Annotated in this window: 19 protein-coding genes; 16 read left to right on the forward strand and 3 right to left on the reverse strand. The window is 51.7% G+C overall.

Annotated features, from left to right (window positions below):
* Positions 1–9: 9 nt before the first annotated feature.
* From ACQKPA_RS28165 to ACQKPA_RS28215, 11 genes are all read left to right on the forward strand, one after another.
* Positions 10–1,116: an ABC transporter ATP-binding protein gene (locus ACQKPA_RS28165; protein WP_015737552.1), complete on the forward strand. Its 1,107-nt coding sequence runs from the start codon at positions 10–12 to the stop codon at positions 1,114–1,116.
* Between the two features lie 26 nt (positions 1,117–1,142).
* Positions 1,143–1,841, forward strand: coding sequence for a hypothetical protein (locus tag ACQKPA_RS28170; RefSeq protein WP_427495723.1), 699 nt, complete (start codon positions 1,143–1,145; stop codon positions 1,839–1,841).
* On the forward strand, positions 1,838–3,016 hold the full coding sequence (locus tag ACQKPA_RS28175; protein WP_427495725.1) for an exo-beta-N-acetylmuramidase NamZ family protein: 1,179 nt from the start codon (positions 1,838–1,840) through the stop codon (positions 3,014–3,016). The genes ACQKPA_RS28170 and ACQKPA_RS28175 overlap by 4 nt, the downstream gene beginning before the upstream one ends.
* Positions 3,017–3,019: 3 nt before the next feature.
* Complete coding sequence (locus tag ACQKPA_RS28180; protein WP_427495726.1) at positions 3,020–4,210, forward strand: anhydro-N-acetylmuramic acid kinase; 1,191 nt, start codon at positions 3,020–3,022, stop codon at positions 4,208–4,210.
* 247 nt (positions 4,211–4,457) lie between these two features.
* A complete protein-coding gene (locus tag ACQKPA_RS28185; RefSeq protein WP_427495727.1) occupies positions 4,458–5,927 on the forward strand; it encodes an FAD-linked oxidase C-terminal domain-containing protein in 1,470 nt (489 codons plus the stop codon).
* A 16-nt stretch (positions 5,928–5,943) separates the two neighbouring features.
* Positions 5,944–7,341, forward strand: coding sequence for a (Fe-S)-binding protein (locus ACQKPA_RS28190; RefSeq protein WP_427495728.1), 1,398 nt, complete (start codon positions 5,944–5,946; stop codon positions 7,339–7,341).
* 317 nt (positions 7,342–7,658) lie between these two features.
* Positions 7,659–8,225: a class I SAM-dependent methyltransferase gene (locus ACQKPA_RS28195; RefSeq protein ID WP_427495729.1), complete on the forward strand. Its 567-nt coding sequence runs from the start codon at positions 7,659–7,661 to the stop codon at positions 8,223–8,225.
* Positions 8,226–8,390: 165 nt separating this feature from the next.
* Complete coding sequence (locus tag ACQKPA_RS28200) at positions 8,391–9,020, forward strand: hypothetical protein (protein WP_427495730.1); 630 nt, start codon at positions 8,391–8,393, stop codon at positions 9,018–9,020.
* Between the two features lie 910 nt (positions 9,021–9,930).
* Positions 9,931–10,677: a type I methionyl aminopeptidase gene (map, locus tag ACQKPA_RS28205; protein WP_427495732.1), complete on the forward strand. Its 747-nt coding sequence runs from the start codon at positions 9,931–9,933 to the stop codon at positions 10,675–10,677.
* Positions 10,678–11,155: 478 nt separating this feature from the next.
* Positions 11,156–11,968, forward strand: a complete 813-nt coding sequence (gene pdxK / locus ACQKPA_RS28210) for a pyridoxine/pyridoxal/pyridoxamine kinase (protein WP_427495733.1) — start codon at positions 11,156–11,158, stop codon at positions 11,966–11,968.
* A gap of 261 nt (positions 11,969–12,229) precedes the next feature.
* Positions 12,230–12,892, forward strand: coding sequence for a YqaA family protein (locus ACQKPA_RS28215; protein WP_427495734.1), 663 nt, complete (start codon positions 12,230–12,232; stop codon positions 12,890–12,892).
* 128 nt (positions 12,893–13,020) lie between these two features.
* Here ACQKPA_RS28215 and ACQKPA_RS28220 read toward each other — a convergent pair whose 3' ends face one another.
* Entirely contained in the window at positions 13,021–13,641 is a 621-nt protein-coding gene (locus ACQKPA_RS28220) for a hypothetical protein (RefSeq protein WP_071219685.1), read from the reverse strand.
* 309 nt (positions 13,642–13,950) lie between these two features.
* Between ACQKPA_RS28220 and ACQKPA_RS28225 the strand changes: the two genes are divergently transcribed.
* A complete protein-coding gene (locus ACQKPA_RS28225) occupies positions 13,951–15,024 on the forward strand; it encodes an ATP-binding protein (protein WP_427495735.1) in 1,074 nt (357 codons plus the stop codon).
* A gap of 61 nt (positions 15,025–15,085) precedes the next feature.
* Positions 15,086–16,309 carry an MFS transporter gene (locus tag ACQKPA_RS28230; RefSeq protein WP_427495736.1) on the forward strand — a complete coding sequence of 408 codons (1,224 nt, stop codon included), beginning with the start codon at positions 15,086–15,088 and terminating at the stop codon, positions 16,307–16,309.
* A gap of 170 nt (positions 16,310–16,479) precedes the next feature.
* Here the strand turns inward: ACQKPA_RS28230 and rnjA are convergent, their stop codons facing one another.
* Positions 16,480–18,198: a ribonuclease J1 gene (rnjA, locus tag ACQKPA_RS28235; protein ID WP_427495738.1), complete on the reverse strand. Its 1,719-nt coding sequence runs from the start codon at positions 18,196–18,198 to the stop codon at positions 16,480–16,482.
* Between the two features lie 184 nt (positions 18,199–18,382).
* Between rnjA and ACQKPA_RS28240 the strand changes: the two genes are divergently transcribed.
* Together ACQKPA_RS28240 and ACQKPA_RS28245 are read left to right on the forward strand one after the other, a co-directional pair.
* Complete coding sequence (locus ACQKPA_RS28240; protein ID WP_427495739.1) at positions 18,383–19,138, forward strand: YqcI/YcgG family protein; 756 nt, start codon at positions 18,383–18,385, stop codon at positions 19,136–19,138.
* Positions 19,139–19,457: 319 nt separating this feature from the next.
* Positions 19,458–20,861: a glycosyl hydrolase family 18 protein gene (locus tag ACQKPA_RS28245; RefSeq protein WP_427495740.1), complete on the forward strand. Its 1,404-nt coding sequence runs from the start codon at positions 19,458–19,460 to the stop codon at positions 20,859–20,861.
* On the opposite strand, the gene ACQKPA_RS28250 is transcribed toward ACQKPA_RS28245, so the two are convergent.
* On the reverse strand, positions 20,856–21,734 hold the full coding sequence (locus ACQKPA_RS28250) for an AraC family transcriptional regulator (protein WP_427495741.1): 879 nt from the start codon (positions 21,732–21,734) through the stop codon (positions 20,856–20,858). The two genes, ACQKPA_RS28245 and ACQKPA_RS28250, sit on opposite strands and share 6 nt — an antisense overlap.
* A gap of 173 nt (positions 21,735–21,907) precedes the next feature.
* On the opposite strand from ACQKPA_RS28250, the gene yicI reads away from it, so the two are divergent.
* The gene (gene yicI / locus ACQKPA_RS28255) at positions 21,908–24,235 is read left to right on the forward strand and encodes an alpha-xylosidase (RefSeq protein WP_427495742.1); all 2,328 of its coding nucleotides are present in this window, start codon (positions 21,908–21,910) and stop codon (positions 24,233–24,235) included.
* Positions 24,236–24,312 lie beyond the last annotated feature (77 nt).

The following is a 24,312-nucleotide window of genomic DNA, read 5'->3' on the forward strand; positions in this document are numbered from 1 at the left end:
GGCAAAGTTATGGCACGCGTAGAATTCCGTAATATACGAAAAGAATTTGTAGACGACAACAAAGGGACGTTTACCGCTGTAGCGGGGTCGGACTTTGTGATCAATGATAAAGAGTTCGTGGTATTCGTCGGTCCTTCCGGCTGCGGCAAAACCACTTCCCTGCGCATGATTGCCGGGCTGGAGCGTCAAACGTCCGGCGATATCATCATCGGCGACAGAGTGGTAAACAATCTTCACCCAAAAGATCGTGATATAGCGATGGTGTTTCAGGACTATGCGCTGTATCCCCATATGACCATTCGCGAGAATCTCTCCTTCGGCTTAAAGAATCTGAAGAAGCCCAAGGCTTATATTGAGCAAAAGGTGTCGCAGGCAGCCTCCATTCTCGGCCTGGAGTCGATGATTGATCGGAAGCCGCGCGAGCTCTCCGGCGGACAGCGTCAGCGCGTTGCGGTAGGGCGGGCCATCGTGCGCGATCCGCAGGTGTTCCTGTTTGACGAGCCGCTGTCGAACCTGGATGCGAAGCTTCGCGTGCAGATGCGGGTGGAGCTGTCCGAGCTGCACAAGCGCCTGGAAGCCACCATTGTATACGTCACGCATGATCAGGTTGAAGCGATGACGCTCGGTGAGCGGATCGTCGTGATGAACAACGGAATAATCCAGCAGATCGCATCACCCACCGAGCTGTATGCGAATCCGCAAAACATGTTCGTAGCCGGCTTTATCGGCTCCCCGCCGATGAACTTCATCGATGTGCAGAAGGAAGGGAACGTGCTCCGGATGGAAGGCGGCACATTTACCATCCCGGATTCGATGGCGGGTGCGCTGAGCAAATACGATAACAGGCATCTGATCCTGGGGATCCGCCCTGAGCATATTACGGGTGAGGATATGCCGGGCACAACCAATCTGGATTACAAGTACTCTACGAAGGTCCAGGTTGTTGAACATCTCGGTTCAGAGAACCTGGTGTACTTCCGCGTAGGGAACCGGACGGTTACGGCGAAGGTTCACCCGGAAACGACGGGTTATCCGGGCATGGACAAAACCTTCATTTTCAATTTCGATAAGGTGCATTTCTTCGATCCTGAGACGGAACAGCGTATCGATTGGTAAACAACGACGAAGAGGAGAGGAAAGCTATGCGCAAGCTGAATGATGTGTTGAAGAAGACAGGAGTTGAGATTTACCGTGAGATTACGGCGGTGGCCTTGTACAGCATGATTACCTCGCTGGTGCTCGTGACGGTGGTCATGTTCGTTCCGCTGTGGGCAGCGCTGGCGCTGCTGCCGGTTCTGTATATGCCGCTCTTTTATGGTGTTTGTTATGCCTACCACCGCAAGACGGAGCGGGGGAAGTCCAGGCTGAAGGACGTGTTTCAAGGTGCGCTGAAAGGGCTCGGACCCGCCGTTGTAATGGGCTTCTTCTTCGTGGTGATGACATTGATCCTATGGTCCACCTGGTGGTATTACGGGGGCAAAGAGGGAATTGGCTATCTTGCGATTGGCGTGTTCCAAACCTATTTTGTCATCATGGCGCTCATCTCCCAATTCTACACCTTTCAGCTCGTCATTCAGGAGGGGATGGGCATCTTCAAGGCCATGGCCCACAGTGTCAAGCTGTTCCTGAAATATCCGGCCTATACGCTGGGCGCATGCTTCCAAGCCTTCTGCGTCGCCATTCCGCTGATGGTTACGGTCGTCGGCTTTGGATTTTTATTTAACGGCATGTGGGCCATATATCAGCATAAGGTTACGTATAATGTACTGAATCCGGAAGAGGCCAAGCCGGTGGAAGACGGCGGCGTGGTCGCCTCGGAAGCGAGAGGTGTGAGCATATGATAAAAGTCAATGTGCGAAGCGGAATTGATGTGCTGCCGGACATCAAGCATGAGAAAATCACGGGTCGTCGCCTTGGCGTCATTACGAATCCGACGGGGCTCACGTCGGATTTTCGTTCATCTATCGAGGTGATTGCAGGCTTGCCCGAGTCGGAACTGACGGCTTTATTCGCTTGCGAGCACGGGCTGCGCGGCCAGCTGCAGGCAGGCAAGCACGTGGATGACGAAGTGGACCCGGTATTCGGTGTGCCGGTGTACAGTCTGTACGGTTCGCGGCGCAAGCCGGATACCGGCATGCTAAAGAACGTGGACACAGTCATCTTCGACATTCAAGATCTTGGCGTGCGCTTTTATACGTATATGACAACGCTGCTTTATGTTATGGAGGCATGCGCCGAACATGGCAAGAGCTTGCTTGTCCTGGATCGACCGAATCCGCTGGGCGGCGAACGTTGCGAAGGAGGTTTCCTTAAGCCGGGATATGAATCCATGGTGGGCGGATGGCAAATTCCGATCTGCACCGGGATGACCATCGGCGAATTCGCGCGCATGGCCAATGACATGCGGGGAACCGGCTGCGATCTGGATGTCATCGGACTTGAAGGCTGGACGCGCGGCATGGAATATACCGACACAGGCTTGCCGTGGGTGCTGCCTTCGCCGAACATTCCTACGATGGATACGGTGCGGCTGTACAGCGGGACCTGTTTCTTCGAAGGGACCAATCTTTCGGAAGGCCGGGGGACGACCCGGCCGTTTGAATGGATCGGCGCTCCATGGGTGAATGGGGAAGAGCTGGCTAAGGCGTTCAACTCGTACGGACTGCCAGGCGTTCATGCCCATTCCATGTACATGACGCCCACCTTCTCGAAGCATCAGGGCGAAGGCTGCGGCGGGGTGATGCTCTTTGTCACTCATCCGGCAGAAGTGGAGGCTGTGCGCACAGGGCTTGTGCTGCTGCACCTGGTCAGCCGGATGTACCCGGATCAGTTCCAGTGGCTAAGCCCGCCGGAAGGACGTAATCGGTACTTTATTGATTTACTGACGGGCAGCGAGGAAGTTCGACGGCACATCCACGAAGAAGCCGGACTTCAGCGCATGATTGCCGAGTGGGGCACGGATGCGGAGCAGTGGAGAACGATGCGGGCTCCTTATCTGCTGTACGGGGAGGCGTAAAACATGATGTTCTCGCCATGGAAGGAGGGCAGGCCGGCCATTGTGGTCGGCCTGATGTCGGGTACTTCACTTGACGGCATCGATGCGGCCATCGTCCGCATACACGGAAGCGGCCTCGAGGCATCGGTTGAGCTGCTGCATTACTATAGCAAGCCTTACGAACCGGAGCTCCGTCAGCGGCTGCGCGATTTGTGCAGTGAAGAGAATTCCAATAGCGCAGCTGTCTGCAGTATGAATGCATACCTGGGGTATCAGTTTGGAGCGGCAGTATTGGAAGCGGTTGCCGATGCCGGAATGCATATCGATGAGGTGGATTTGGTAAGCTCACATGGACAAACGATTTGGCATCAGCCCATACCCGAACAGGGTGATCCCTATGCTGTCGCTTCGACTCTACAGATTGGCGATATTTCCGTTATCGCCAAGCACACCGGCAAACTTACGGTAGGAGACTTCCGGCCCGCCGATATGGCGGTTGGGGGGCAAGGGGCACCGTTTGCGCCTTACGGAGACTTGATCCTGTTTCGGCATCCGGAGCGGGGGAGACTGCTGCAGAACATCGGCGGGATCGGTAATTGCACGGCGCTGCCCGCAGGGGCGGATCCTTCGGATGTGCTGGCCTTTGATACCGGACCCGGCAATATGATCATGGATGCGGTGGCCCATATGCTGACCGAAGGGCGATTATCCTATGATGAAGGTGGTACATGGGCTGCCCGGGGGAACCCGGATCAGGATTTGTTAAGGGAGATGATGGCGCATCCCTATTTTCAAGCAGAGCCGCCGAAATCAACGGGCAGGGAACTGTTCGGTCACAACTATGCGGTTTCGTTTCTGGAGCAAGCCGCGCTCAGGAACCTCTCGGATGAGGATACGATAGCCACGGCCACGGCGTTTACCGCATATTCCATTGCGGATAGCTATGTGAAATATGTGTTTCCTCGCCACACAATCGATGAAGTGATCGTAACCGGCGGAGGGGCCCATAACAAGACGCTGCTCTCGATGTTAGGGGAGCTGCTGCCGGAGCAGAAGGTCATGACCTCCAAGGCGCTGGGCTTCGATGACGATGCCAAGGAAGCCGTGATTTTTGCGCTGCTGGGCAACGACTTCATGCTCGGCGTTCCTAACAATTTGCCGGCAGCTACCGGAGCGAACAGACCGACCGTTATGGGGAAGCTGGCGCTGCCATAGGGGGAGGAAGTTTAAACACCAGAGCCACCGTGAGCAGTACCTCGCCGAGAAAATGATCGCATATAGCCGAAATGCCAGGGCGATAGGTTTTGCCAGGTTCTCGGTGTATAAACCGTGCATAAACCATTCATTAAAGCCAGCAAACGGAAGTGCCAAGCGATGGTTCATAGATAATGTCGGAACCGATTTGTTAAGTAGTGGATTATCTTTATTACAGTCAAACCCTATAGGGGAGGGGAGAAACAACATGCTGGAATCTGTCATTCGCGAGCAGCTGGCCGCCGTGGTTGGCGGGAAGTGGTTCAAGGATGATCCGGAGAGCCTCGTTTCTTACAGTTATGATGCTACGCCGTTATATCAAGCGATGCCGGACGGGGTTATCTTTCCCGGAAGTACGCAGGAGGTTTCCGACATCGTCAAAATTTGCTCAAAACATCGCATACCCGTAATTACGCGGGGCGCAGGCAGCAATCTGTGCGGCGGGACCATTCCGCTTCAGGGCGGCCTGATCGTGGTCATGACCCGTATGAATAAGCTGCTGGAAATCGACGCCGATAATCTTACCGCGACCTTCCAGACGGGTCTGAATACGAAGCAGTTTCATCTGGCAGTTGAACGGACGGGATTATTCTATCCTCCGGATCCAAGCAGCATGATCATCTGCACGATGGGCGGCAACATCGCTCTGGGGGCTGGTGGTCTGCGCGGCTTGAAGTATGGAACGACCAAGGATTACGTACTCGGCCTGGAGGCCGTATTGCCGGACGGCAGCATCCTGCGCACAGGCGGCAAGCTGGTGAAGGACGCCGCAGGATACGATTTGACCCGACTGTTGGTAGGATCGGGCGGTACGCTGGCCATTCTGACCGAGGCCACGGTCAAGTTGATTCCGAAGCCTTCTTACAGGAAGGCTATGGTTGCCGTCTATGACGATCTCAACGCGGCGGCCCGAACGGTTTCGAATATTATAGCGAATCATATTTTCCCGTGTACCCTGGAATTTATGGATCAGCCGACCCTCCAGGTGGTCGAGGATTTTGCCAAAATCGGACTGCCGGTACACGCCAAAGCGATGCTGGCGATCGAGCAGGACGGCAATGTCGATGATGTGGAGCGGGATCTGAAGAAGCTGGAGGAGATATGTCTCGCCTCCGGGGCGGTTCAGCTCAACATCGCCAAGACACCGGAAGAAGGGGCTAAGGTAATGGAGGCAAGGCGGAGCGCGCTTGCGGCACTGTCCCGATTGCGGCCGACCACGATCTTGGAGGACGCGACGGTCCCTCGTTCGAAGATTGCGGACATGGTGCTTGAAGTTCAGCGTATCGCACAGAAATACGACGTGCAGATTTGCACATTCGGCCATGCCGGAGATGGCAACCTGCATCCGACCGCGATGACGGATGCCCGTGACCCGGAAGAGATTCACCGCGTGGAGCAGGCATTCGCCGAAATCTTTGAGGCTGCGATTGCCATGGGGGGGACCATTACCGGCGAGCATGGCGTTGGTATCGTGAAGGCCCCTTACCTGGAATGGAAGGTGGGCGAAGCCGGCATCCAAATGATGAAATCCATTAAGGATGCGATCGATCCGCATCAGATCATGAATCCCGGCAAGTTGTTTGCGGAAACCCGGAAGCGAATTGTCTTCCAGGAGCGGACGGAGCAGGCAGAGCGGGGCTCGATCTCGGATCAGGATCAGAAGATCGAAACATCGTGAGAGGAGGCGATAGCTCATGAATTCAATCCATGAAAAGCTTGCACAATCGCTGAAGCTGACGCTGGATGAGGATCAATTGACGAACTGTATGCGCTGCGGGTTTTGTCAGACCGCCTGTCCGACATTCCTTGAGACAGGGCTCGAAGCTGCCTCCCCGCGGGGGAGGATTGCGCTTATGAAAGCGGTCGTGGATGGTTTGATGGAACCGGATGAAAGTTTTCGTAGCCAAATGGATCTTTGTCTGGGCTGCAGAGCCTGTGAGCCTGCTTGTCCTTCCGACGTGAAATACGGTCAGCTGATCGAGCAGACCCGGGCAGCGATTGCGGCGGAGAAGCCTTATTCGCTGCCGGTACGAGTCGTCCGTAAGACGTTCCTGCAAGGGATATTCCCGCATCGCGGAAGACTGAAGCTGATCGGCAAGACGCTTTCGTTCTATCAGAAATCCGGGCTGCAGAAGTTTGCGCGCAGCTCCGGGGCCATGAAGCTGTTTCCCGACCATCTTCAGCAGCTGGAAAAGGCGCTGCCTGACGTAACGGGCGATGGCCTGGAAGAGCTGTGGAGAAAGGCTGGCTTGCCCTACCGCCGCGAGAAGACAGACAGCGGTTCAGGGCTTATGGTTATCCCTGCGGCCGGGTCCAAGGTCGGCCGGGTCGGTATGTTCCGTGGCTGCATTATGGACGTCATGTTTGCATCTACGAACATGAACACCGTACGGCTGCTGCGTCAGGCCGGGTTCGAAACTGTCATTCCGGAGGAGCAGGTATGCTGTGGTGCGCTGCATGCCCATGCCGGTGAAATGGACGATGCCAAACAGCTGGCCGGCCGGAACATATGGGCTTTTGGAGAAGCGAACGTGGATTACATTGCAAGCAATGCGGGGGGCTGCGGCGCACTGCTGAAGGAATATGATCATCTGATGCATGCCGAACCGGATGAGCGGCTTCAGCAAGCGGCTGTTCTTTTTGCAGATCAGGTGAAGGATATTTCCGAGCTGCTGCACAGCCTCGGTAGGCCGCTTACGCCGGTTCATGCGAAAAGCGCACAGAATGAGGCCATAACTGTCACCTATCAAGACTCTTGCCACTTGCGCAATGTGATGCGGGTGCAGGCAGAGCCCCGCCAGCTGATGCAGCAGCTTCCGGGCGTACAGATGTGCGAGCTGCAGGGGGCTGAGGTATGCTGCGGTTCAGCCGGCATTTATAATCTGACCCAGACGGAAATGTCGACCACGCTTTTGGATCACAAGATGGAACATGTGGAGGCTACTGGAGCCAAGGTTATCGTGACTTCGAACCCGGGATGTCTGCTGCAGATGAAGTGGGGGATCGAGCGTGCCGGCATGCAAAATGGCGTAAAGGCCGTTCATCTTGCGGATTTTCTGGCAGAGCAGGTGCTGATTGAGGATAAGCCGTGATTAATGGTACAAATGGGGCAACTTCATGGTCATCATGATCGTGAGGGTGCCTTTTTTAGTCTGACTTATCATCATTCGGCGTATTCATTGCGATCAGTTATTATATATAATGGTTCTCAAACAGCGTTAATCTTATCGGTAGAGTCATATAAGGATCGATATAGTGAAATATGGATGTTACAGTGATTAAGCAAGTAACCGGTTTACATCGTTTCCTATCAACGGTATGGTAGATCGACAGGGGGAGTTTTCCCCTCACAGGGTTCATAAACGTACAGATGAGCAAAATGCAATCATGCGAGGAGGAGAGCGATACCATGAAAGAGAGCTTTGATCCGTCACTCATAGAACGATTGGAAAGTCCGGAAAGGAAGAAGGAGTTACCGGCATCTTCGCTGCTGGAGAAGCTACAAGTGAGCGGCGAGGTGGATGTCCTTGATATCGGGGCAGGTACCGGTTATTTTTCCATACCGGCAGCCTCGTTAACGACAGGGACGGTTTACGCGCTGGATACCGAGCCAGCCATGCTGGACATCATGCGGGAGCGTGCACAGGAACAGGGACTCACGAATATTAAGGTGATGGAAGGGATGCTGGAAAACCTTCCTTTCGAGCATGAAGCTGTGGATCGAGTCATTGCCTCCCTGATCCTTCATATCACCGATCAGCTGGAGCAATCCATCCGCCAGATGGCAAGAGTGCTGCGGCCAGGAGGACGATGCTTGTGTCTGGAGTGGCAGGAGGACCCAGCCGAGAAGCGGGTTCCCCGTCCGAATCGGGTTGATCCACATGTGATGAAGGATATGTTGGAGCAAGCAGGGCTGCATGTTGAAGGAATCGAGTATCCTACGGAGCGACATTATCTGATCATCGCCAGTAAATAGCCAATGACAATGAAGCCTCTTGCTGGATGCCCTCTCCACTTAAGATCTTGCCGTCCAGCGCCGCCTCACCGTGAGCTCCGGAGGTAGATCTCGGATCGGTGCATTTATGGATGCGCTGGAACATTTTGGGGGAGGGGGCCGTCTAAGGATTGAGGTGATTCATTGATGAGAAAATCCATGGTTATCATACTAAGCTGCTTGTTGCTGCTCATGAGCCTGTACGGGGTCAAACCAGCCGATGTATTTGCTTGCTCCTGTGCGGGGCCGCCTACGGTTGAGGAGGGCTTGGAACGGAGTGCAGCGGTATTTGCAGGCAAAGTGACCAAGCTGGTTGGCCCGAAGGCGAAGCTGGTGATGTCATCCGCAGATCCGATCCATGTTACGTTAGAGGTAACGGAAGTATGGAAGGGCGAATTAACTGGAATGACGCAGCTTACAACGGCGGTGTCATCAGCCAGCTGCGGTTATGATCAGTTTGCCGTAGGAAGCGAATTCCTGGTGTTCGCGTCTGCCGAATCGGGTCAGCTGAGAACAGGGATGTGTGATGGTACGAAGCTCCTCTCCACCGCAGGCCAAGAGCTAACGGAGCTTGGAGATGGATATCCTCCAGAAGATGCATCTGCTCCGGGTGAATCAGGGCCCGATACACTTGCTGAGGGCGTCCTTCCAGGTGCAGGTCAGGGTGCAGGTCAATCTCCATTGTTACTGAACCCCGTCTTGTGGATAGCTGCAGTAGTGCTGCTGGCAGCAGGGGGATGGCTCTATTTTTGGAGGAAGAATAAGAGAAATATATAGGGAATGTAAAAAATTCTGCAAGTCTATTGGCGGTCTAAACAGCTGTGCTGTAACTCTTGTAATTCAAGTGAAGGAGAGTAGCAGTTGCAGCACAGTCGTCATTTCGTGGCACGAACATGTCTTTCGGCTTTGTTGGCAACGAAAGTTGTTTGAAAGACCTTTGCCGATTTCGGTAAGATGGTTATTCCTGTAACCCATTTCTGATAAGATGGAACCTTTATCGCCGATAAACGGGGTAAAGGTTTTTTTTGTTTCCTTTTGCCTTTGGATGCGTATTAAAGGTAGGGCTTGCGATATTACATTTGCCGTTGATGTGATTTTGGCTGCCGTTGCCCTTGCCCTGACGCTGCCGGAAACAAGTGGAAAGCTAAAGAAACGGCCCGTTTGATATAATGAACATAGGAAAAAAGAAAGGAATTGTGATCTCGTGTGTAAAATTATCGTTTCTGCGCAACCTTACATTATATTTATGATATGAGGAGAAACGATTGTCATTGGATAAATGAAGTTCGAAGTTAGATAAAATGCTGCCTGCCCTGATTCTGTTCATGGTCATTGAGAGTCATATGACTTTCTGGGTAACAGCCGAGTTGAAGCTGCCTCCGAGGATGCAACAAGCATACGCCTCCGTTCCCGTGCCTGCCCGCGTGTAAACCAAAAGGCAGACATTCCATATGGAAAGGATTGAGGTTCCTTTGGCTTAGGAGTAGAATAAGATGAGGTAGGGCGCTTTTCGCTTTTCTTTTTTTGGATAAGACCAGAAGAAAGCAGATACACCTTGTGATTGTGAATCAGCCTTATTGGCCGGGGAGTGAGGAGAGGCAGATGCCTGTCCTTCAGAATCTTCGGTCAGCTAAGGCTTTTTGATTTGAATAGGGGATAACAGCCATATGAGAAGGAGTGAGCAGGATTGATAATCCTTAAAACACCAGAACAAATCGCCAAAATGAATAAGGCAGGGGACATTCTCGCCCAATGCCACCGGCAGATTGCCAAGATGATTAAACCGGGCGTGACGACACTGGAGATTGATCAATTTGTCGAGCGGTTTCTGGCAGAGCGCGGCGCGACACCGGAGCAGAAGGGGTATCACGGATATCCCTTTGCCACCTGTGCGTCGGTGAATGACGTGATTTGCCATGGTTTTCCGAGCCATGAGCCATTGAAGGACGGGGATATCGTTACCATTGATATGGTGGTGAAGCATGATGGCTGGCTTGCCGATTCCGCTTGGTCCTATCCGGTCGGAAACGTGTCCGAGGAAGCGCAGCATCTGCTGGACGTAACGAAGAAATCCCTGTATCTCGGTATTGAGCAAGCGGTGATCGGCAATCGAATCGGAGACATCTCCCATGCAATTCAAACCTATGCGGAATCCCAAAATTTATCGGTCGTCCGCCACTTCGTAGGGCATGCCATCGGCGAAAATATGCATGAGGAGCCGCAAGTGCCGCATTACGGCCCGCCAAACCGCGGGACGCGTCTTAAAGAGGGCATGGTCATTACCATTGAACCGATGCTGAATCTTGGCACATATCAATGCAAGATCGATTCAGACGGATGGACCGCAAGAACGGTGGACGGCAAATGGTCCGCGCAGTATGAGCATACGCTTGCCATTACAAAGGATGGCCCGGTGATCTTGACGGAACAATAAGATGCATGATGTGACTCCGAGGGGCTTACGCTCCCTAGGAGCCCGGGGACAGTACAAGCTACGAAGCTGTGTTCAGGCAATGCGTATGCATCCGCAGCCGTGATTGAGCCTACTAGTAAGACTTCAACGAAGCAGGCGGAATTGTTCTGGAGAAGCGAAGCGTGCGCCTTTGCCCCCGGATTTCAACGATATATATCGTGATGCAAGGAAATCCGGGGGCAACAGCGATCGGAAGAACAATCCGCATGCGGAGTGATGTATAACTCTCAGAATGCAACATCTGCGAATACGCCATCAATGAATAGACGCCAATCCCAGTTTTTCTTTAGAGATCAGGAAGTATTTGCTCAGGGGCTGACCCTCCTGATCTCGCAAGAAAAACTTCCACTACGGAAGGATGCAACATCTGTGAATAGACGCCAATCCCAGTTTTTCTTATAATAGAGTAATCATTTTACAAGCGAAGGGAACATGGATTATGACGATACGAAAAGCACTAACCGTAGCCGGCTCGGACACGAGCGGGGGCGCTGGCATCCAGGCTGATCTGAAGACGTTTCAGGAATTTGACGTATACGGTATGACCGCACTGACCACGATTGTCTGCATGGAACCAAAGACATGGGATCATCAGGTTTTCCCGGTGGCGCTAGATATTGTAGAAACCCAGTTGAAAACCGTCCTTGAGGGCATTGGCATCGACGCCATGAAGACCGGCATGCTCGGATCCGTAGAGATCATTGAGCTCGTGTCCCAGTATATCGACCGCTATAATCTGGAGCGGATCGTCATCGATCCGGTGATGGTTTGCAAAGGTACGGATGAAGTGCTGCAGCCGGAAAACACGGAAGCGATGCTGGAGTTCCTTCTCCCGCGCGCCGATCTGGTAACGCCAAACCTGTTCGAGGCGTCCCAGTTGGCCAAGTCCGGCCCGATCACGACCCTGGATCAAATGCAGGAGGCGGCGGCCATCATTCACGAGCGCGGCGCGAAGAATGTACTGATTAAGGACAGAGGCAAGATCCGCGAAGGCAAAGCGATGGACCTGCTCTATGACGGAAACACCTTTGAATGGTTCGAGGCAGATACCATTGTAACGAAGTACACCCATGGTGCAGGCTGCACGTCGTCCGCTTCCATTACAGCTAATCTTGCCAAAGGCTTAACCGTTCGCGAGTCGGTACAGCAAGCGAAGGCATTCATTACCCAAGCCATCTCCAATGGCTTCCCGCTGAATGAATTCGTAGGTCCGACAAGACATTCCGCGCACCGCAGTTTATCTGCAAATTAAATAAAATACACTTTTTTGCAAGCTTATTCATGCATGGAATTCGCCTTGCAGGGAATGACCCAAAACCTTTCTTCCAAGAAGAAAGGTTTTTTTGTTGTTAGTTGAATTCGCTGCATATAGTGTATAGGAGCTTAGGCATGCTTCGTTTTACGCGGTTTTTACACAAGGACAGAGCCGCTTAGGTCCTTTCCAGTATAATTATGTGCTATAATTTATAAAGGGTCTGATAGAAGCAGGAAGAAAATGTTTAGGGGTTGAGACATGTTTCAGGATATTTTGGAATTTTTGAAAAATTTTGGTCCATGGGGATTGTTTATTCATTCGTTTGCTGATGCTGTAATTTTTCCGGTTCCCGCTTTTTTTCTGCAGGTTTCGCTTAGCATCATGCACCCGCAGGATGCGCTGTGGCTCGCAACGTATGGTTTTATCGGGTGCTTGCTGGGGACGCCGCTGGGTTATTTAATCGGAAAGCTGCTTGGGAAGTCGGTACTATACAAGATTTTGAAAAAAGAGTGGATTGACGCTGCTACGAACATGTTTCAGAAAAACGGCGAGGCCGCCATATTGATTGGTTCCTTCACGCCGGTACCCTTTAAGGTGTTCACGATTCTATCGGGGTGTTTGAACTTCCCGTTATGGAGACTTCTGGCTTATGCCGCTGTGGGCAGAGCTACCAAGTTTTATGTTGTAGGTACCTTGTTTTACCTGTACGGTAACGCGGCAGAAGGCATGGTTAAGGACGTATCGTTATATATTGCGCTTATTGCCGTTCCGCTTCTGTTGATCGGTGTGTACTTTAACCGCAAACGCAAGCGCAAGAAAATGGAGCAGGAAAAGCTGGCTGAAACTGCTGGTGAATCTAGTCCTGTTGTGGTCGAAAAGACGGTACTGGAGAAGACGTCGGACCAGACTCCATCGGCTTAACGCTGAACATTGACGTGGGGGCTACACTCCCGCGAGAATCATATAAAAAAGCAGCCGGGTGAGAGCCCGGCTGCTTTTTTCCAAGGTATCAGAGAAACATATTTATATGATAGCTAAATATTTCGATATTAACCCGTTTTTCCGAATCTGAAGAACTTGCCTCGGCCTTTCGTTGTCACAGGAGTAAACGTCGGTGATGGGGACAGCGGGGATGTCATGTCTTGAGCAAGATACCCGTGGAGAGGTCCACGGTAGACTTCATTCAACTGTGGTGAATGGGAGAAATCCTCCGGCGTTACGAGATGACAAGGCTTGTTTACAGGCCGCAGGCCTGCTTGCTCCAGCACCGTAGCAACAAAGTGGGAGCAGAAGAAAGCATCGTCACGATCAATATGAATCCGAAACAATATACCCAGCAGCCCTAGCAGATTATATTTGTAGCGGTCCTGATCACGCATCATCTCTTTGACAAGGTTGTGCATGCGTTGATAGTCTTCCTTACTAACGCGGAAGTGATAAACCGCGCATTCCGAAGTGTAGAAGAAGGGGTCGCGCAGATTCTCGCGAACTAAACCGCCGTCAAACGGATTGTTCGCCTTCTTTCGCCCAAAGCTGTACACTTCGCGTAATTCGGAATCAAACGCGATGGATGCATGGTTGAGTGGGGCCTTCGTGAAATATTGGATCATTCTGCTGAACCAGGTGCCCGTGCCTGTAAGCACAATCCAAATATCTTGTTCCGTGTACATACTCGCAAACTCCTTTATTAACGGTCCTAACGACTAGCAATTGTAAATGACTTGCTTTCTTTCACAATAAACGAAAAAGCCAAAGCGTTCAAGTCAAAAAAAACCATTTTCTCTCAATTTCACTAGAATAGCGCTGGGATTGCCACCAAAAATTAGAAACCTCATAACAATATATTCGCCCCATGTCCAAATTATCCTTTGGTTTGCTTTATTTATATTTTTCAAAAGGCGATAGGAAAGGAGAAGCAATCCGATATCTCGAAATAGGTAAAACGATGGAACAATGAAAGACAGGAGGATCTCCAAACGATGATGAATAGTGAAAGTCTCAGCTATGATTTTATGGTCCAAGCGATTGAAGTATCGCCGATTGGAACGGTATTCATCGATTCAGAGGGGAGCATTATCAAAATTAATCCCGCTGCTTGCGTCATTCTGGGGTATGAGGCGGAAGAGTGTCTGCATCATCCCTATTACCATTGGATTTATCCGGAGGATGTGAATAAGGACAAAGATAGAATGGAGAAGCTAAAGTCGGGTAAGACGGCTTCTTTACAATTAGAGAAGAGACTGATACATAAACAAGGCGATATCAGGTGGGTATCTTGTATGCTAAGCACAGCACGCAGCAGGGAAGGAACTACACTTGGCTATGTGGCGCATTTTACGGATATTACCGACATGAAAAAGGCGGCCCATCAAGAAGAGGAGCGGCTGATCCAGTCCGATAAGCTTTCCATGGCCGGTCAACTTGCGGCAGGGATCGCCCATGAGATTCGTAACCCTATGACTTCCATCAAAGGGTTCGTGCAGCTCATTCGCTCCGGCGCTGGCGGGAAGGATGAATATTTCGATATTATCTCCTCGGAGATCGAAAGGATCGAGCTGATCGTCAGTGAGCTTTTGTTTTTGGCGAAACCGCAAAGCGTGAAATTCGAGCGTGCCGATATCCGGCAGCTCCTGGACCAAGTGATTACGTTATTAAATACGCAGGCCATCATACATAACGTCGAGATTATAACGGATTTCGGAGAGCGAGAGGCCATTGTGGAGGGTGATGTGAATCATCTGAAACAGGTGTTCATCAATTTTATTAAAAATGCCGTGGAATCCATGCCGGGTGGCGGGGAATTGACCATTCGGCTGGAGAGAGACGATGACCACACCGTGGCCATCTACTTCACGGATAATGGCTGCGGGATTCCGGAAGCGATCCTCTCCCGTCTAGGGGAACCGTTCTTCACGACGAAGGAGAAAGGAAATGGCCTGGGGTTCATGATCAGCAAAAAAATGATCGAGGACCACAAGGGGCAGGTTCACGTGTCCAGCAAGCTTCAGGAGGGAACGACCATAAAGGTAATCCTGCCGCTCAGCATAATCTAGCTTGACCAGACGTAGGGTTCGCTCTACATTATAGAAAGATATAGGAGAGGGGGCGGCTGATATGGGCAATATGCAATTGTTAAAAGAGCCGAAGCGGCGCAAGCTGCTGTTCAGTGCGGGTGCCAGCTGGATGTTCGATGCGATGGATGTCGGCATGATTTCGTTTGTTGTTGCGGCACTGGCAGCGGAATGGTCGCTGAGCTCACAGCAGGTAGGTATTCTGACAAGCACCACATCGATCGGAATGGTATTCGGCGCGGCTATGGCTGGATTCCTGGCCGATAAATATGGACGGAAAAATATTCTGGTGTGGACGCTGCTCATATTCTCGATTGCGAGTGGTCTATCCGCGCTGGCTACCGGTTTTATCATGCTGTGTCTGATGCGCTTTATTGCCGGCTTCGGACTCGGAGGAGAGCTTCCGGTTGCATCCACGCTGGTATCGGAAAGCATGCCGGTTCATGAACGGGGAAGAGCGGTTGTGCTGCTGGAAAGCTTCTGGGCGGCAGGCTGGATACTATCCGCACTCATTGCTTACTTCGTCATCCCGGATTACGGCTGGCGGGCAGCCTTTGTTATTGGAGCTCTGCCTGCTTTTTATGCGCTCTATCTGCGGCGTGCCATCGAGGATTCGCCAAGGTATATCGAGCAGAAAGCCAAGGCTGCCCGTAAGCTGACCTTCGGGGAGCGAGTGGCTTCGGTCTGGTCGGTGGAACATCGGCGTACGAGCATCATGCTGTGGGTGCTGTGGTTTACGGTCGTATTTTCGTATTACGGTATGTTCCTGTGGCTTCCGACCGTCATGGTCGATAAAGGGTTCAGTCTGGTCAGGAGCTTTCAATATGTGCTGATTATGACGCTTGCCCAGTTGCCGGGCTATTTTACGGCCGCGTATTTTATAGAAAAGTTCGGGCGGAAATTCGTGCTCGTTACCTATTTGGTGCTCACGGCCTTTAGCGCAATCTGGTTTGGCTACGCCAACACGGAAGGTTCGCTGCTCGCAGCAGGCATTTCCTTGTCATTCTTCAATCTGGGAGCATGGGGAGGTTTATATGCCTACAGTCCGGAACTCTATCCGACGAAGGTTCGTTCAACGGGGGTAGGGCTTGCCACTTCGTTCGGACGGATCGGCGGCGTTATTGCGCCGCTGCTCGTGGGTGTGCTGAAGCAAAATGGCACCCGTATCGAAATCATTTTCGTGATGTTTTTCGTGACGATCCTGATCGGTGCGTTCGGCGTACTGGTACTTGGCAAGGAAACGAAAGGGCTGGAGCTTGCGGACTAAGGCTAAAGAGACCCGTTTAGATGGCGTTTTTCTTGCGAATCAAGCAGGACATGCTTCGAAGTGTATACTTTCTGATATCTGAAGAAAAGGGTGGATCCGAAGGTTCAAATTACCTTGGATCCACCCTTTTTTATGTTTGAGATACAGTCAAGGCTCAAAGTAAATGAGACTTATACTTCCATAATGGAAGGCATAATGTACGGGCTTCGGCCCAGTTCCCTTTTAAAATAACGATTGAGCGTGTTGTTTGTCATCTGTTCCCAGGCAGCGCGGTTGTATTCACGCTGTTCACCGGCTTTGTTCAGCTGCTTGCGCAGCATCGCTTCAGCCCGGCGCAGAAGAGGCTTGGAGTCCTGCATATACACAAATCCGCGAGTAATCAACTCCGGCCCGGAGAGCAGCTTGCGGGTCTCGCGATGAATGGTGATAGCGACAATGACAACGCCATCGTGAGCGAGCTGTACTCGTTCCTCAAGCAATTCCTTCTCATGGGTACGCAGTTCACCATTGTTGATGTAGACGTCTCCGGAGGGGATGTTCCGCCCTTTACGTGCATTGTTACGGAATAGGGACAGCGTATTCCCGATGTTCATCAAGTAAACGTTGCTGTCGGGAACCCCAACCTGCACGGCGAGGTGACGATGATTCAGCATCATCCGGTATTCCCCGTGGATCGGCACAAAATATTTGGGACGCAAGCTGCTGATCATAAGCTTCAAATCTTCGCGGCAGCCGTGACCCGAAGTGTGGATATCGAGAATGGAGCCGTATTTAACCTCCGCTCCTGCCCGCATCAAGAGATCGATGCTGCGATTGACGTTCTGGGTATTCCCAGGAATCGGCGAAGACGAGAAAATAACGGTGTCCTCCGGATGAATCTGGATTGAACGGTGGGCACCCGAAGCGATGCGTGTCAGCGCCGCATTAGGTTCGCCCTGACTGCCTGTACAAATAATCAGCACCTGATCGTCGCGATAACGGTTAACGGCTTTTACATCAATCATCATGCCGTCCGGTACGCGAATATAACCAAGCTCCTGACCGATCACAAACACCTTCTCCATGCTGCGGCCGACGATGGCGATTTTACGGCCTGTCTGGATGGCAGCTTCAACAACCTGCTGGAGACGATGAACGTTCGATGCAAAGGTGGCAAACAGGATCCGTCCTGGACATTCCCGGAACAGACGCAGTATGGAATCGCCGACGGTGCGTTCCGAAGGGGTAAACCCGTCCCGCTCGCTATTGGTGCTGTCAGCCATCAGGGCCAGGACGCCCCGCGAGCCGATATGCAGAATTTTATGCAGATTGGCAGGCTTGTCCTCCGGCGTAAAATCAAACTTAAAGTCCCCGGTATGTACGATCGGCCCGTACGGGGTTTCCACAACGACCCCGAAGGCATCCGGAATGCTGTGGGTAGTTCTGAAGAAATGAACGGAAAGATGACGGAATGCAATCGTTTCGTCTTCATGGAAGACGCGTAGATCACTCTGATCCAGCAGGCGGTGTTCTTCCAGCTTCGCACGAACCAGGCCAATGGTCAGCGCCCCGCCATAGATCGGCATCTGGATTTGACGAAGCACATAGGGAATAGCCCCAATATGATCTTCATGACCATGGGTCAGGAACATACCCTTTACTTTATGTTTGTTATCAAGTAAATAACGAATGTCCGGAATAATGTAATCGACGCCGCTCATTTCGGCATCCGGGAATTTCAAACCGGCATCGATGATAATGATCTCATTTTTGAATTCCACACCGTACATGTTCTTGCCGATCTCGCCAAGCCCCCCCAGCGCAAAGATGCGCACGGGTGGAGCGGAAGGCCTCGGTTTTTTGGCGGGCTTGGCCGTTTGAATCTGATCTGTTAGCAGGGGTTTAGACATAATGTGAAAGAATCCTCTCTATGGTAATTAAGGCATAAGCCTGGTCATTTTAATTTCTTCTCTACTTAAGATATCAGAAAGTTCAAGCTTTTGGGAAACGCTTTTCGAAATTCATGTGCATTTCGCTCGTGACAGTCACCTATTTTTACTCACTCTTATATGCTGTAGAAGAGGAGGACTGGTAATGAGCGGTTTATTGAGGTTGGACGATATGGATGCTGTCCATGGATTGCATGAGGAATGGCAGCGGAAAGCGATAACCAAGCTGACCGAGAAAATGACGGACCGTTACGCCAAATTCCCCTGCATTCCGGCTGTGCAAGGACATGCACTGAATCATTTTAGATACGGCTTTATTCATCAGGGTGAATCACAGGCTGCGGCGGAACAGCTGGCTGCTCTGCTGCGCGAGTTCGGGCTCGGCTCCAGGGACTTTGGGTCTTATACTTCACTTGTCGTTATGATCTATACGGAGCATGGCCGCGATAGCCTGGAAGGCACCCAGTATTATGAGCGCTTGTTCTGGCAGCTGTTAAGCCGAACAACCGAATATGATACGGAACCTTGGCCGGCGGATCTGCCGGAGGAACCGACGGATCATCTATGGGAATATTGTTTTGCAGGCGAGCCTTATTTTGTTTATTGCGCTACACCGGCACATGAGCTTCGCAAGAGCAGATACTTTCCCTACATGATGCTTGCTTTTACGCCTCGTTGGGTTCTGAAGCAGTTCAATGCCCGAACAAGGCAAGCAGAACACACCAAGGGATTGATTCGTCAGCGATTGGCCCAATATGATCCCGTACCACCGCACCCTGACTTGAAGCTCTACGGGGCGGAGGATAACTATGAATGGAAGCAATATTTTTTGCGGGATAACACGGAGTCACTATCGAAATGTCCGTTTGCAAGGCGGCACAAAGAGATCAATCAACGATAAGAAATAACACGTTGCTATCATCATACCCTAAATCGGAGTCAGGGTTAACCATGCTTTCTATTTAAGAGCTGCCTCATTCGCGGTAATCCGCAGTGTGTCAGCTTTTTTTGCGTAGAAGTGCTGATTGGCCAGGGTATAGGATTTTGCCCCTGAATAAGTAAATCTTATCCTTGTTGTACAAAAAATGACCAAGTTACACTTAAAGTACGTCATACCATTTCATCTATATACGTTAGGAGGTGTGCAAGGTACGAGGCTTTCACCAGCTTTGAAACCGCTTTAATGAACAAAATCAATTGGAGAAGGAGTTGTTTGATGAATGACAAGGTTGTCCAGAACGATGAGAGGATGGATTCTCGGATTCATCGCCGTGCTGGTGCTTAGTATGTTCCCTGTGCACAAGGCTCAAGCCGCTGAGGCCTGTACGGAGCCTGCATGGAGCAGTTCTGCCGTATATGGCGGGGGGAATATCGTATCCTTCGACGGTCATGCCTGGAAAGCGAAATGGTGGACACAGGGCGAGGTGCCTGGAACAACAGGACCATGGGGTGTATGGGAGGACCTTGGAAATTGCACTCCCACGATACCACCCGTCGATCCCCCGGTGGATCCGCCAGTAGACCCTCCTGTAGATCCTCCGCTGCCTGGTGACCGTATGTATGTCGCTTATGCGAGTTCTTGGAACACCAGTATTTACGATCTGACGACCGCCAACATTCCCAATTACATCAGCCACCTCAATCTTGCATTCGTAAGGCCGGATACCACGTATACCCAAGGGTCCTACGCGTTTGATCAAGCCGTTGCGGGCTTGGAATTTGTGGAAGGAGCCACGACGCCGAATGGCCAGCGTAAATTTACCGCCCAGCAGTCCCAGGATCTGCGCAACAACATCGCCGCACTGAGAGCACACGGAACGAAAGCGTTCCTATCGGTAGGAGGCTGGTCATACAGCCAAGGTTCACAGTGGTCCAGATTCAATGCCAAGAACATTGTGGATCTGGCTCTCGACCTTGGCGCTGCCGGAGTCGACATTGACTGGGAATCCAGCGGCAGCAGCTGCAACAAAGGAACAGCCTCCCAGTTCAGCTGCACCAAGGATGGCGAGATCGCGGGCATTATTACGAGTCTCTATAATGAAATCCATGCAAGAAACGCGAATCTGCAGATTTCCATCGCCGGTTGGTCTACGGGCGCTTATTACGTGAAAGGAACGCCGTTTGAGGAAGGCAAGGTCCAATGGGGATCTCCTTTTGGCGGTACCATGTACCGCGTAGTTAAGGATCATGGCGGCAAGATCGACTTCATCAATCTGATGTCCTACGATGGCGGCATTTATTACGATCCGCGTGAAGGCTATGAATCGTATAAGGCAATATATAATGGACCTATCAACATGGGCATGCAAATTGCGCCGGAGGGATCCGGCGGGGCCGTCCTGCAACTGAATGCCGCACCGGGCACGGTATACGATGCCGACATGATGAACGGTCAGAATAATATCGCAACACCCTATTATAATGTAGAAACGATGGTGAACTATATGAAAAATAAGGGAAGGGCGAATGATGGATTCATGCTGTGGCAGCTCTGGAAACAGCGTGTTCATCAGCCCGCCCCGTCAGGTGCAGCGAATGAGAACAGTGCGGGCCAGTACGTATGCCGAAACCTGCCGCTTCCGGGAGATTGCAATCAGACCATACCGAGCCTGCCGAAATTATAATTTTTTCCGATACTCTGAAGGCGTGCAGTCCATGATCTTACGGAAGACCCGAACAAAATAACTGATATGCCCAAATCCGACATCGAGTGCGATGTCGGATATTTTATGGTCTGGCTGACGAAGGAGTTCAGCCGCCTGGCGAACGCGATAGGAATTCATATAATCCACGGGCGTTTGCCCGGTCATGGATTTAAAGAAACGGCAGAACTGGCCTTCGCTCATCGGGATCAGATCAGCCAGCTCACTCAGCCGGATAGGACGGTGATAATGATTCTGGATGTAGAGAATGACTTTCTTCAATCGTTCCGTTCTCAGCATATCCGCTGCTTCGCTCCGGCTCCTGTTGACCAGTCGGTCAGAGGATGCGGCCTGAAACAACATGAGAAACAGATGTCCCTTAATAGCGACCTCATAACCGGCAGGTTTATGCTTCGACAGCCGTGTCATTTCCTTTATATGCTGAAGCAGCTGCTCATCAGTTTCGGATGTTATCCATCTTGGAAAGGTGGCTCTCCACTCCTGAAAGGGAACAATCATTCCTTCCTGTACAAGATCGTAGCTGCTGCTGGCTAGCATGCCGACATCGAACACCATGGCGCAGAAGCTGCACCCTTGATCGCCCCGGGCATGACCGGTATGGAGATCTCCTCCATCGATAAATATGGCTTCACCCGCCCGGACAGGGATGTATTCCGAGTCGACCTGAAACAGAACCTCGCCTTCCAGCACGTGGAAAATTTCCGCTTCCTTATGCCAATGGGAGTCTACCACATGGGCCCCGGGGGCAAATTGATACCAGTAGGCACCAAACGGAAAACGTTCATTCCCGTGGACGGTGCTTTCTTTTAAGGACTGGCGAAAGGATTGATCCATAATGTACCTCCCCTTGGAATGAATTGCTGCTTGAATGATGTCATCTTATATCAAAATTGTGCTATAAAACAATGGAATACTGTTAGATCGGCTTAAAATAGATCAGTATAATGATATTATAACGCTTACATCTTAAAGTTCAATTTTCATAATATAGAAAGGCGGATTAAAAAATGAAATTTACAGACGGCAACTGGCTTATCCGGGAAGGATATTCCGTTTCGGGAGCGGTTCAGGCTTATGATTTTGCGGTAAAAGGAGATATGTTAACAGCCTATGCCTCTACGGCCCCGATTCCGGGCAGAGGAGCAACGATTAACGCCCAGCTGATCACCGTGCAATTTCATTCTCCGGCACCCGGCGTTATCGGCGTAAAGCTGGTTCACTATGCGGGCGTAAGAGACAGAGGACCTGCATTCGAGTTGTACAAACAGGAAGGTGACCATACGGTCATTGAAGAGAACGATCAGGAAGCGGTTCTTCGCAGCGGCAATTTGAGCGTCGTGATCAAGAAAGGTCCGGAATGGTCGGTTCACTTCTATAGAGGAGAAGAACGCATTACCGGCAGCAAAGCCAAATCCATGGCGCATATCGTGGAAGATGGCGGACAGACCTACATGCGCGAAGAGCTGGATCTTGGCGTAGGCGAGTGGGTATACGGGCTTGGCGAACGATTCACTTCGTTTGTGAAGAATGGCCAGGTCGTGGATATTTGGAATCAGGATGGCGGTACAAGCTCCGAGCAAGCCTATAAAAATATTCCGTTCTATCTGACGAACAAAGGCTATGGCGTGTTTGTCAACCAACCGGACCTTGTATCCTTTGAAGTGGCTTCGGAGAAAGTGAAGAAGGTGCAGTTCAGCGTGCCGGGCGAGTCACTGGAGTACTTTGTTATTGACGGGCCTGATCCGAAAGGCGTGCTGGACAAATACACGAACCTGACAGGCAAACCGGCACTGCCGCCGGCATGGACCTTCGGATTGTGGCTTTCGACTTCCTTTACAACCCAGTATGACGAAGCAACCGTCAACTCCTTTGTCGACGGTATGCTGGAACGCGATATCCCTCTGGAAGTGTTCCACTTTGACTGCTTCTGGATGAAAGGGCTCAACTGGACGGACTTCCAATGGGATGAAGAGGTGTTCCCGGATCCTGAAGGCATGCTCAAGCGTTTGAAAGAAAAAGGCTTGAAAATCTGCGTGTGGATCAATCCATATATCGCGCAGCGCTCGCGTCTCTTTGAAGAAGGCCGTGAAAAAGGCTACCTGGTGAAGAAAGCGAATGGCGATGTGTGGCAGTGGAATCTGTGGCAGCCAGGTATGGCGCTGGTGGACTTCACGAATCCGGACGCGTGCGAATGGTATGCAGGGTACCTGCGCGAGCTGGCAGATATGGGCGTTGATAGCTTCAAAACGGATTTCGGCGAGCGCATTCCGACGGACGTTGTGTATTTTGACGGCTCCGATCCTCATAAAATGCATAACTACTACACCCAGCTCTATAACAAAGTGGTCTTTGATGTGCTGGTGGAGAAATTCGGCAAGAATCAGGCGGCGGTATTCGCACGCTCCGCAACCGTAGGCGGACAGCAGTTCCCTGTTCACTGGGGCGGCGATTGCTATGCGGATTATGAATCGATGGCGGAAAGCCTGCGCGGCGGGTTGTCCCTTGGTCTCGGCGGCTTCGGCTTCTGGAGCCATGATATTGGCGGCTTCGAAAATACCGCTCCGGCGCATGTATTCAAACGCTGGCTGGCATTTGGCTTACTGTCTAGCCACAGCCGTCTGCACGGCAGCAGCTCTTACCGGGTGCCGTGGTCTTATGACGAGGAGGCTGTAGACGTTACGCGCTTCTTCACGAAGCTGAAGAGCCGTCTGATGCCTTATCTGTTCCATACTGCCGTACAGGCATCGGAGCAAGGGGTGCCAAGCATGCGCGCCATGTTCCTGGAATTCCCCGAAGACCCGGCCGTCGAAATGCTGGATCGTCAGTACATGCTGGGAGATTCCCTGCTTGTGGCACCGGTATTCAGTGAGAACGGCGACGTGAAGTATTATCTGCCGAAAGGCCGCTGGACGCATCTGTTAACCGGAGAAACGGTGGATGGCGGAACCTGGCGCAAGGAAACGTACGATTTCCTCGGGCTGCCGTTGTTTGTACGCAGCAACTCGTTCCTGGCTTTGGGCGCAAACGACACCCGCCCGGAATATGACTATGCCGACGGAGTTCAGCTTGGCTTGTATGCATTGGAGGACGGCAGCGAAGCTTCGGTCACCGTTCGCAACATGAACGGGGAGAGCGAGTTGGTTGTGCGGGCGGTCCGTGCAGGCAGCCGGATCGACTTTACGGTGAAAGGCAGCGGCAAGCCATTCTCCGTGAAGCTGCATGACACCGAAGCCGTTTCATCTGTAGAGGGCTCGGGAGTGAGCCTGCAAGAAGGCAGCATTCAAGTGGAAGCCGGACAACAAGCGGTGACTTTCACGGCAACTCTGGAAGGGTAAGCTTTGGGAACGCCTGCTCGATAAATGGGAAAAAAGCATAGCGAAGATGAGCCCGGACCAGCCTTGTGCTGGAGTCG

Origin of the sequence: Paenibacillus sp. NPDC093718, assembly GCF_050279985.1 — a bacterium.
GTDB lineage: Bacteria > Bacillota > Bacilli > Paenibacillales > Paenibacillaceae > Paenibacillus_AQ.

Bases quoted from the DNA above. Each gene is read 5' to 3' on its own strand.
- ACQKPA_RS28165 (WP_015737552.1), top strand. From the start codon at position 10: ATGGCACGCGTAGAATTCCGTAATATACGAAAAGAATTTGTAGACGAC.
- ACQKPA_RS28170 (WP_427495723.1), top strand. From the start codon at position 1,143: ATGCGCAAGCTGAATGATGTGTTGAAGAAGACAGGAGTTGAGATTTAC.
- ACQKPA_RS28175 (WP_427495725.1), top strand. From the start codon at position 1,838: ATGATAAAAGTCAATGTGCGAAGCGGAATTGATGTGCTGCCGGACATC.
- ACQKPA_RS28180 (WP_427495726.1), top strand. From the start codon at position 3,020: ATGATGTTCTCGCCATGGAAGGAGGGCAGGCCGGCCATTGTGGTCGGC.
- ACQKPA_RS28185 (WP_427495727.1), top strand. From the start codon at position 4,458: ATGCTGGAATCTGTCATTCGCGAGCAGCTGGCCGCCGTGGTTGGCGGG.
- ACQKPA_RS28190 (WP_427495728.1), top strand. From the start codon at position 5,944: ATGAATTCAATCCATGAAAAGCTTGCACAATCGCTGAAGCTGACGCTG.
- ACQKPA_RS28195 (WP_427495729.1), top strand. From the start codon at position 7,659: ATGAAAGAGAGCTTTGATCCGTCACTCATAGAACGATTGGAAAGTCCG.
- ACQKPA_RS28200 (WP_427495730.1), top strand. From the start codon at position 8,391: ATGAGAAAATCCATGGTTATCATACTAAGCTGCTTGTTGCTGCTCATG.
- pdxK (WP_427495733.1), top strand. From the start codon at position 11,156: ATGACGATACGAAAAGCACTAACCGTAGCCGGCTCGGACACGAGCGGG.
- ACQKPA_RS28215 (WP_427495734.1), top strand. From the start codon at position 12,230: ATGTTTCAGGATATTTTGGAATTTTTGAAAAATTTTGGTCCATGGGGA.
- ACQKPA_RS28220 (WP_071219685.1), bottom strand. From the start codon at position 13,641: ATGTACACGGAACAAGATATTTGGATTGTGCTTACAGGCACGGGCACC.
- ACQKPA_RS28225 (WP_427495735.1), top strand. From the start codon at position 13,951: ATGATGAATAGTGAAAGTCTCAGCTATGATTTTATGGTCCAAGCGATT.
- ACQKPA_RS28230 (WP_427495736.1), top strand. From the start codon at position 15,086: ATGGGCAATATGCAATTGTTAAAAGAGCCGAAGCGGCGCAAGCTGCTG.
- rnjA (WP_427495738.1), bottom strand. From the start codon at position 18,198: ATGTCTAAACCCCTGCTAACAGATCAGATTCAAACGGCCAAGCCCGCC.
- ACQKPA_RS28240 (WP_427495739.1), top strand. From the start codon at position 18,383: ATGAGCGGTTTATTGAGGTTGGACGATATGGATGCTGTCCATGGATTG.
- ACQKPA_RS28245 (WP_427495740.1), top strand. From the start codon at position 19,458: ATGACAAGGTTGTCCAGAACGATGAGAGGATGGATTCTCGGATTCATC.
- ACQKPA_RS28250 (WP_427495741.1), bottom strand. From the start codon at position 21,734: ATGGATCAATCCTTTCGCCAGTCCTTAAAAGAAAGCACCGTCCACGGG.
- yicI (WP_427495742.1), top strand. From the start codon at position 21,908: ATGAAATTTACAGACGGCAACTGGCTTATCCGGGAAGGATATTCCGTT.